The 7,147-nt window shown below is 63.1% G+C and carries 6 protein-coding genes; 3 read left to right on the forward strand and 3 right to left on the reverse strand.

Annotated elements, in window-relative coordinates:
• The 3 genes from QZT63_RS06800 to QZT63_RS06810 form a co-directional block, all read right to left on the reverse strand.
• A partial coding sequence (locus QZT63_RS06800) for an EAL domain-containing protein (RefSeq protein WP_290649704.1) occupies positions 1-1,432 on the reverse strand: 1,432 nt, incomplete at its 3' end.
• Between the two features lie 645 nt (positions 1,433-2,077).
• Positions 2,078-2,839, reverse strand: a complete 762-nt coding sequence (locus QZT63_RS06805) for an ABC transporter permease (protein ID WP_290649706.1) — start codon at positions 2,837-2,839, stop codon at positions 2,078-2,080.
• Positions 2,836-3,852 carry an ABC transporter ATP-binding protein gene (locus QZT63_RS06810; RefSeq protein ID WP_290649708.1) on the reverse strand — a complete coding sequence of 339 codons (1,017 nt, stop codon included), beginning with the start codon at positions 3,850-3,852 and terminating at the stop codon, positions 2,836-2,838. Before QZT63_RS06810 ends, QZT63_RS06805 begins: the two co-directional genes overlap by 4 nt.
• A 374-nt stretch (positions 3,853-4,226) precedes the next feature.
• Between QZT63_RS06810 and QZT63_RS06815 the strand changes: the two genes are divergently transcribed.
• The 3 genes from QZT63_RS06815 to QZT63_RS06825 all read left to right on the forward strand — a co-directional run.
• Positions 4,227-4,598, forward strand: coding sequence for a YciI family protein (locus tag QZT63_RS06815; RefSeq protein WP_290649710.1), 372 nt, complete (start codon positions 4,227-4,229; stop codon positions 4,596-4,598).
• 190 nt (positions 4,599-4,788) lie between these two features.
• Entirely contained in the window at positions 4,789-6,081 is a 1,293-nt protein-coding gene (locus tag QZT63_RS06820) for an RNA polymerase sigma factor (protein WP_290649712.1), read from the forward strand.
• Positions 6,082-6,287: 206 nt separating this feature from the next.
• A partial coding sequence (locus QZT63_RS06825) for a complex I NDUFA9 subunit family protein (protein WP_290649714.1) occupies positions 6,288-7,147 on the forward strand: 860 nt, incomplete at its 3' end.

A 7,147-nucleotide genomic window follows, 5' to 3' on the forward strand; every position in this document is an offset into this window, starting at 1 on the left:
CGGTCAGCTCGAGCGTGAGCTGCTGTGGTTCTATGCCGGTTTCAGCAAGCACGGACTGCACCAGCGCAATGAAGTCGATTTGACGGAATTCGTTGGCGGAGATGTTGACCGCGACCTGGATCGCCCGGCCTGCGTTGTCCGTTTTCCAGGACGAGGCCTCCCAGCATGCCTGTCTGAGGACAAAGCGTGTGAGTTTGCGGGCGAGTACTTCGCTCTCTTCGGCAATGGGGATAAACTCCGCAGGGCTGATCGTGCCTTCGGGGCCGTCGAGCCAGCGAGCCAGGGCTTCGAAACCGATAAGGCGCCGCCCGTCGGCGGAGAACATCGGCTGGTAATACAGGGTTAACTCATCGTGATCGAGTGCGCTGCTTAGAGCCTCACGAATCCGGAAGCGTCGAGAGGCCTCGGCGTGGGCGCCGGAGCGGTAGAGGTGGATGCCGGGGGCGCTTTGGGTCTCAGCCAGTGCCATGCGTGCCCGATCCAGGAGCGTTGCCGCACTGGTTGCATCGACCGGAAACACGCTGAAGCCCGCAACAATCTCCGGGTGCACCCATGTGCCGTTGATCGGCGTTGCCTGGTTCAGTTCCGCAATGCGAGGCGCCGCGCGGCCCAGCAACTGTTGGGCGGAATCCAGGTCCTTGACGATCGCCAGTCGCTTGTGCGAGAGCCGGCCAACCGCCACCGTCACCCCGTCCTCACGCGCAAGTTCTTGACCAAGAGACCGCAGGAATGCCTCAGCGGTGTCCTTGCCATGGAGTTCCACCAAATCATCGAGATTCTTTAGCAGGAGATGCCCGACGGCCAACGACTGGTGTCCATGGCTATTGTGGTGGATCAGATTCTCGAGAATCTCCAGAAATAGCGGCTCATTGGGTAATCCTGTCAATGGGTCGCGCAGCATCATCTCTTGCACCCGGGTTTTCGTCTCCTCCAGCTCGATGCTGTGCGCCATCTCCTCCTGGACGAGACGCGCAAAGGCCATGAGCCACTGCTTCTGCGTTGAACCCAGCGCCCGTGGTTCGAAGTGGAGAATGCATAGGGTGCCAAGTGGCTGACCCGTCGGGCCGAATAACACGGCACCCGCGTAGAAGCGGTAATAGGGAGGGCCGGTCACATCGGGATTATCGCGGAATTTGGGATCCGCCAGCAGGTCCCGGACTTCAAGGTACCTGGCGGCAATGGCATGGGCACAGATGGAGTGTTCGCGGGGCGTCTCCTCCTTCTCCACTCCGACCCGGGATTTGAACCATTGCCGGTGGGTATCGACGAGCGAGATCAGCGCCACAGGGACATCGAAGATCTCGGCGACAAGGCGCGTGTAGCGGTCAAACCGCTCCTCCTGGCGGGTGTCCAGTACATCCATGGAAAGGAGTTCCTGGATGCGGAGTCGCTCATGCTCGGCGGAGTGCACTTGTCGCACCTGATTCGACATAAAACAAAACTCCTGGGCTGTTACGGTACACGCATCACGATTGCGCCCGACTCGATCACCGGAATGCTGAATCGCCTAAAGCGTCAGACACAGCCACCCCTGTCGACAAAACCCCTAATGGCCAAAAATCACTCCAGGGCGCCTGCCGGACTTGGGTCTGATCTACTACGCCGATGGGGCAATGGACCCGGTCGGCAATCCTCTTCGTCAAATAGGGACGGCTATTCTCTTTGAACGATCACCAAAAACGGCCTCACTGCGCCACTGGGGTCGCTATGATTGCCCAAGTCCGTCAGGCTCCTGGTTCGCAAGATAGTGCCGCGTTCGGTGTGTGCCTGCCAACTGGTTCACAAAATTCCGTATCCGCCGTGAGATGAGGATGCTGAGCTGATGCGCAGGGTTTTTTACCTATGTCCTTGATGCGTAGCGAAAGAGCCGCCTGGATTTACCTCTGCATCGCGACGGCGCGGGCCGCAGTCCGGTTGCGTGCGCCACTGGCTGGTGGCTTAGGCGTCGATCGCTCCGGTGCCTGGATGTCCCCTAAATCTCGCTGGCACCTACGACGTCTCATCGGAGGGGAGAAGTCGCGCGGCATCGAGATGGATAATGCGCCTGGTGTCGACATCGGTTGCGAATATTGCCTATTTACGACCTGAGCCGATAACCGGTGCGGAAGATCCAAGCCACCACGGCAAGGGCCAGAGCAAGGAAGAGCAGAATCATGAGCACGCTGACCGCCACGCTTACATCGCCGATGCCGTAGAAGCTCCAGCGAAAACCACTCACCAGGTAGAGCACGGGGTTAAACAAGGTGACGGTTTGCCACACCGGGGGCAGCATGTCGATGGAGTAAAACGTCCCCCCAAGGAACGCCAGGGGGGTGATGACCAGCAGTGGTACAAACTGCAGCTTCTCGAAGTTATCCGCCCAGATACCGATAATAAAGCCGATCAGGCTGAACGTCGTTGCCGTCAGGATCAAAAAGGCCAGCATCCACAACGGATGCGCAATTTGCAGCGGTACGAACAAGGAAGCCGTCGCCAGGATGATCAGCCCCAGCATCACCGCTTTTGTCGCTGCCGCACCCACATAGCCCATGACAACTTCATAGAAGGAAACCGGCGCCGAGAGCACCTCGTAGATGGTGCCCGTGAACTTCGGAAAGTAAATGCCGAAGGCCGCATTGGTGGTGCTTTGCGTCAGGACCATCAGCATGATCAGGCCCGGCACGATAAATGCCCCGTAGCTGACGCCGTCGATCTCGTCGATCTGCGAGCCGATGGCGGCACCGAACACGACGAAGTACAGGGATGTGGTCACGACCGGCGCCACCACGCTCTGGAACAGCGTTCGCCACGTGCGCGCCATCTCGAAGCCGTAGATTGCCCGGACGCCGTAAAAATTCATGACTGCTCCCTAACCAGATCGACGAAGATGTCCTCCAGTGAGCTTTGCTCCGTGTGCAGGTCGCGAAAGGCGATACCGGCAGCGGAGAGATCCTGCAGTAGGTGGGCGACGCCGCTGCGGTCGCTCGCCTCGGGGGTGAATGTATAGGTGAGCTCCATCCCATCCGCTGAGAGTTCCAGCTGGTGGTGGGCGAGGGCAGTCGGAATTTCGTCTAGGGGTGTTTTCAAGTGCAGCTTCAGCGCCTTGCGCCCTAGCTGCCGCATGAGCTCCGCCGTTTCTTCCACCAGCACGATCTGACCGCGCTGGATGACGCCGACCCGATCGGCCATGTCCTCCGCTTCCTCGATGTAGTGCGTGGTCAGGATGATCGTCACGCCGCGGTCGCGCAGCGCGCGGATCAGGGCCCACATGTCACGCCGTAGCTCGACGTCCACGCCGGCGGTCGGTTCATCGAGAAACAGCACATCGGGCTCATGGGCCAGCGCCTTGGCGATCAGCAAACGGCGCTTCATGCCCCCGGAAAGTGTCTGGATCTTGTCATTGCGTTTGTCCCATAGGCTGAGATCCCGCAGCACCTGCTCGATGTGGGCCTCGTTAGGGGGCTTCCCGAACAGACCCCGGCTGAAGCTGACCGTGGCCGACACCGTCTCGAACGTGTCGGTGGCGAGTTCCTGCGGGACCAGGCCGATCAGTGAGCGGGTGATCCGCCAGTCCCGCAGGATGTCGTATCCATTGACAGCCACACTGCCCTCGCTGGGCATGACAAGCCCGCAGATGATGCCGATGAGCGTGGTTTTGCCAGCGCCGTTGGGGCCGAGCAGTGCAAAGATCTCGCCGCGCCGGATCTCCAGACTCACGCGACGCAGCGCCTGAAATCCGGACTCGTAGGTCTTTGACAGGCTCTGCACGGAAACGGCCGGCGCCGCTACCACGCGCTCGGTCGTGACCGAGCCCGCGGCCGGCGTCGGCTCAGGGGGCCTGCGCCGGAACACGGCAATAGTGTCCCTGGTCATGTGGCTGTATGTCCTGGGTTGCAATGAGGTGGACCCGAGTGTAAATCGTCAAATCAACTATAGGTCAAGGAGGCATGGACGGTGATCATGAAGGTAGCCACATGACACGCGAACCTGACCCGGCTCGACTCGACCGCGAACTGAGTGTTGGCGAGTCGGCGGAGTATAGCGGCATCGCCGTATTGGCGCTCCATCAATGCTGAGGACTGGTCCAATTTCTCGGCCGCCTCTCCCTCGGCGTCTGCCGTCTGCAAAACCCAGGGGAGAGATTGGCGCAGGAAGGGCTGGGTCCCAGGCTGCTGGATCCCGAGCCGTCCGCCGCCGAGTAACTGCGGTGCGGGCTTGACTCCGGCAACCGTCGATCCGGGGGTCGTATGAAGTACTTGTGTCTGGCTTACGAGGAAGAACAAAAGCTCAACGGGCTGTCCCGCAGCGAGTGGCAGGCCCTGAGGCAGGAGACACTGGATTATGTCGAGGCGCTGCGGGAAAGCGGTCGTCTCGTGACAACATACGCCCTGCAAAGTGCGACGACGGCATCGACACTTGAGGTTCGAAACGGGGAAGTATGGGTGACGGATGGACCGTTTACGGAGACCAAGGAGCAGCTTGGCGGCTTTTTTCTCATCGAGGTGGCTGATCATGATGAAGCCCTCCAAGTTGCGGCCAGATGGCCCTCGGCACGGATCGGGAGCATCGAGATTCGTCCGGTTGAGGAAGCGCTCAGGCTGGAGCGCCGATACGGCTAGCCCGGCTGTGGCGCGGCTTGCATGCGCTACATCGATGACCCCGTCGCTGAGCCGCCGGTGCGTTCGCAGCCTCGAGATGCGTGGCTCGCCGACGGTACCCCTCGCCTGATGGCGGGCGGTGACACCCGGGCGGCGGCCGAACCGTTGAGCCCCGCGTACGTTGACGGGGCAGGTAGGGCACGGGTTTCGTATGAGCGACGACAACGCGAGTGGCGTGGCACGTAGCGTGGTGGAGGCCCTCTACCGCGACGACTCACGCCGTGTCGTTGCCACGCTGATCCGCCTGCTGGGCGACTTCGACCTCGCCGAGGAAGGCCTGCACGAAGCCTTCCGCGCCGCCCTGGAGCAGTGGCCGCGCGACGGCGTGCCTGACAACCCCTACGCCTGGCTGGTGTCCACCGGCCGCTTCAAGGCCATCGACAGCCTGCGCCGGCGCGGGAAGTTCGACGCACTGGATGACCCCGCTGCCATCATGGACGTCGCCGGCGTTGACCCCGCAACACGCGACGATGAAGGCATCGAGGACGATCGCCTGCGCCTCATTTTCACCTGTTGCCACCCCGCGCTGTTGTCCGACGCCCAGGTCGCCCTGACACTGCGTGAGGTCTGCGATCTTACCACCGAGGAGATCGCCCGCGCCTTCCTGACGCCGGCGGCCACGCTGGCCCAGCGGATTGTCCGCGCCAAGGCCAAAATCCGCAGCGCCCGCATCCCCTATGAAGTCCCCGGATACCGGGAGATGCCGGCACGGCTCGACGCCGTTCTGCGCGTGATCTACCTGGTCTTCAACGAGGGCTACGCGGCGTCCTCCGGTGCCTCCCTGACCCGGCAAGATCTCTCCGGCGAAGCCATACGCCTGGGCCGCCTCTTGATCGAGCTACTGGCCCAGCCCGAGCCCGAAGCGGAAGGCCTGCTTGCCCTCATGCTGTTGCAGGAATCCCGCCGTGACGCCCGCACCACAGCCGAGGGCGATCTGGTGCTGCTGGAAGACCAGGACCGCATGCGGTGGAACCGCGGGCAGATCCGCGAAGGCCTCGCGCTGGTGGAGCGTGCCCTGCGCCACCGCCGCGTCGGTCCTTACACCCTCCAGGCCGCCATCGCCGCGGTTCATGCCCGCGCACCAGATCCGGCCGCCACGAACTGGGGCGAGATCGTGGGCCTGTACGATGTGCTGCTGCGGCTCGACCCTTCCCCGGTCATTGAACTCAATCGCGCTGTTGCCCTCGCCATGCGCGATGGCGCGGAAGCCGGCCTCGGCCTCGTCGATCGCATCATGTCCGGGGGCAAGCTGAACAACTACCACATCGCCTACGCTGTACGGGCGGATCTGTGCCGGCGGCTGAACAGGCATCACGAAGCAGCGGCGGCCTACCGGCGGGCGTTGGAGCTGGTCGGACAGGAACCGGAACGGAGGTTCTTGCAGCGACGCTTGAGCGAACTCCGCCGTCTTCAGCCGGAAGCCGGAGGCCCGCCGGAGAGCTAAGCGAGGCGCGCAAGTCGATCCCACGCAGTCTGCCGCTGGGCCAGAGCTGGAGTGTATTGAAAGCGGGGCGATTCAGCCCTCGCGCGGGTGTTGATAAGCTCACCAAGGCCGGCGCGGCGGATGCGAACGCAGCGCGAAGTTCTGTCGAGTGCCGGGGCGGCCAGGAGCGGAACCGCTCTGGGAAAGGTGTCCGCCCCGGATGGTGGATGCGGCGGGCATCGGCGCTGGTGCTCGCAAGAGGCTTGCATGGCGACCGGCTGTTCACGGTGGCCAGGGGTGAGGTGCTTGGCATGAACCAACGTATCGTCACGGTCTTCGGGGGAACCGGCTTTCTGGGCCGTGCCATCGTTCGCCGGGTGGCTGGGACGGGCGCCCGCGTGCGGATTGCCGCGCGGTGGCCGGAGAAGGCCGAGTTCCCCGGCCTCTCGGCCCAAATTGAGCGCTCCCGTGTTGACGTACGCGAGGAGGAGGGTGTCAAGGCTGCACTCCATGGGGCCTATGTGGCAGTCAACTCGGTCAGTCTGTACGAAGAGCACGGCGGTCTGGATTTCGAATCCATCCATGTTGAGGGCGCTGCTCGTATTGCTCGGCTGGCCCGGGATGACGGGGTGGAGCAAGTGGTACACATCTCCGGGATCGGCGTCGACCCCACTTCGTCTTCCGCCTATGTCCGGGCTCGCGCGCGCGGCGAGCAGCGCGTGCGCGAGGCCTTCCCGAATGCCACTGTGCTGCGCCCGAGCGTGCTGTTCGGGCCGGGAGACAGCTTCATTCGCACCCTCGACGGGCTTAGCCGGCTGCCCGTCATCCCGCTGTTTGGCGACGGCAGCGTGAGACTGCAGCCCGTGTATGTCGAGGACGTGGCCGAGGCTGTAAATAGCGCGCTCGGCCAGCCCGCGAGCGGCGCGTTCGAGCTCGGCGGCCGCGATATCCTGAGCTACCGGGAGATCCTTCGGGCTGTCCTGCGAGAGCGTAGCCGGCGCCGACTGCTCCTGCCGGTGCCATTCCCGATCTGGCGGGCCCTCGCCGGGATCGCGAGCCTGCTGCCCTCGCCACCACTCACCCGGGA

This window comes from Aquisalimonas sp. (assembly GCF_007120195.1).
In the GTDB taxonomy this organism is placed as follows: Bacteria; Pseudomonadota; Gammaproteobacteria; order Nitrococcales; family Aquisalimonadaceae; genus Aquisalimonas.

Excerpts from the sequence above, each read along its gene's own strand:
- QZT63_RS06820 (WP_290649712.1), top strand. The coding sequence starts at position 4,789 with ATGAGCGACGACAACGCGAGTGGCGTGGCACGTAGCGTGGTGGAGGCC.
- QZT63_RS06815 (WP_290649710.1), top strand. The coding sequence starts at position 4,227 with ATGAAGTACTTGTGTCTGGCTTACGAGGAAGAACAAAAGCTCAACGGG.
- QZT63_RS06810 (WP_290649708.1), bottom strand. The coding sequence starts at position 3,852 with ATGACCAGGGACACTATTGCCGTGTTCCGGCGCAGGCCCCCTGAGCCG.
- QZT63_RS06805 (WP_290649706.1), bottom strand. The coding sequence starts at position 2,839 with ATGAATTTTTACGGCGTCCGGGCAATCTACGGCTTCGAGATGGCGCGC.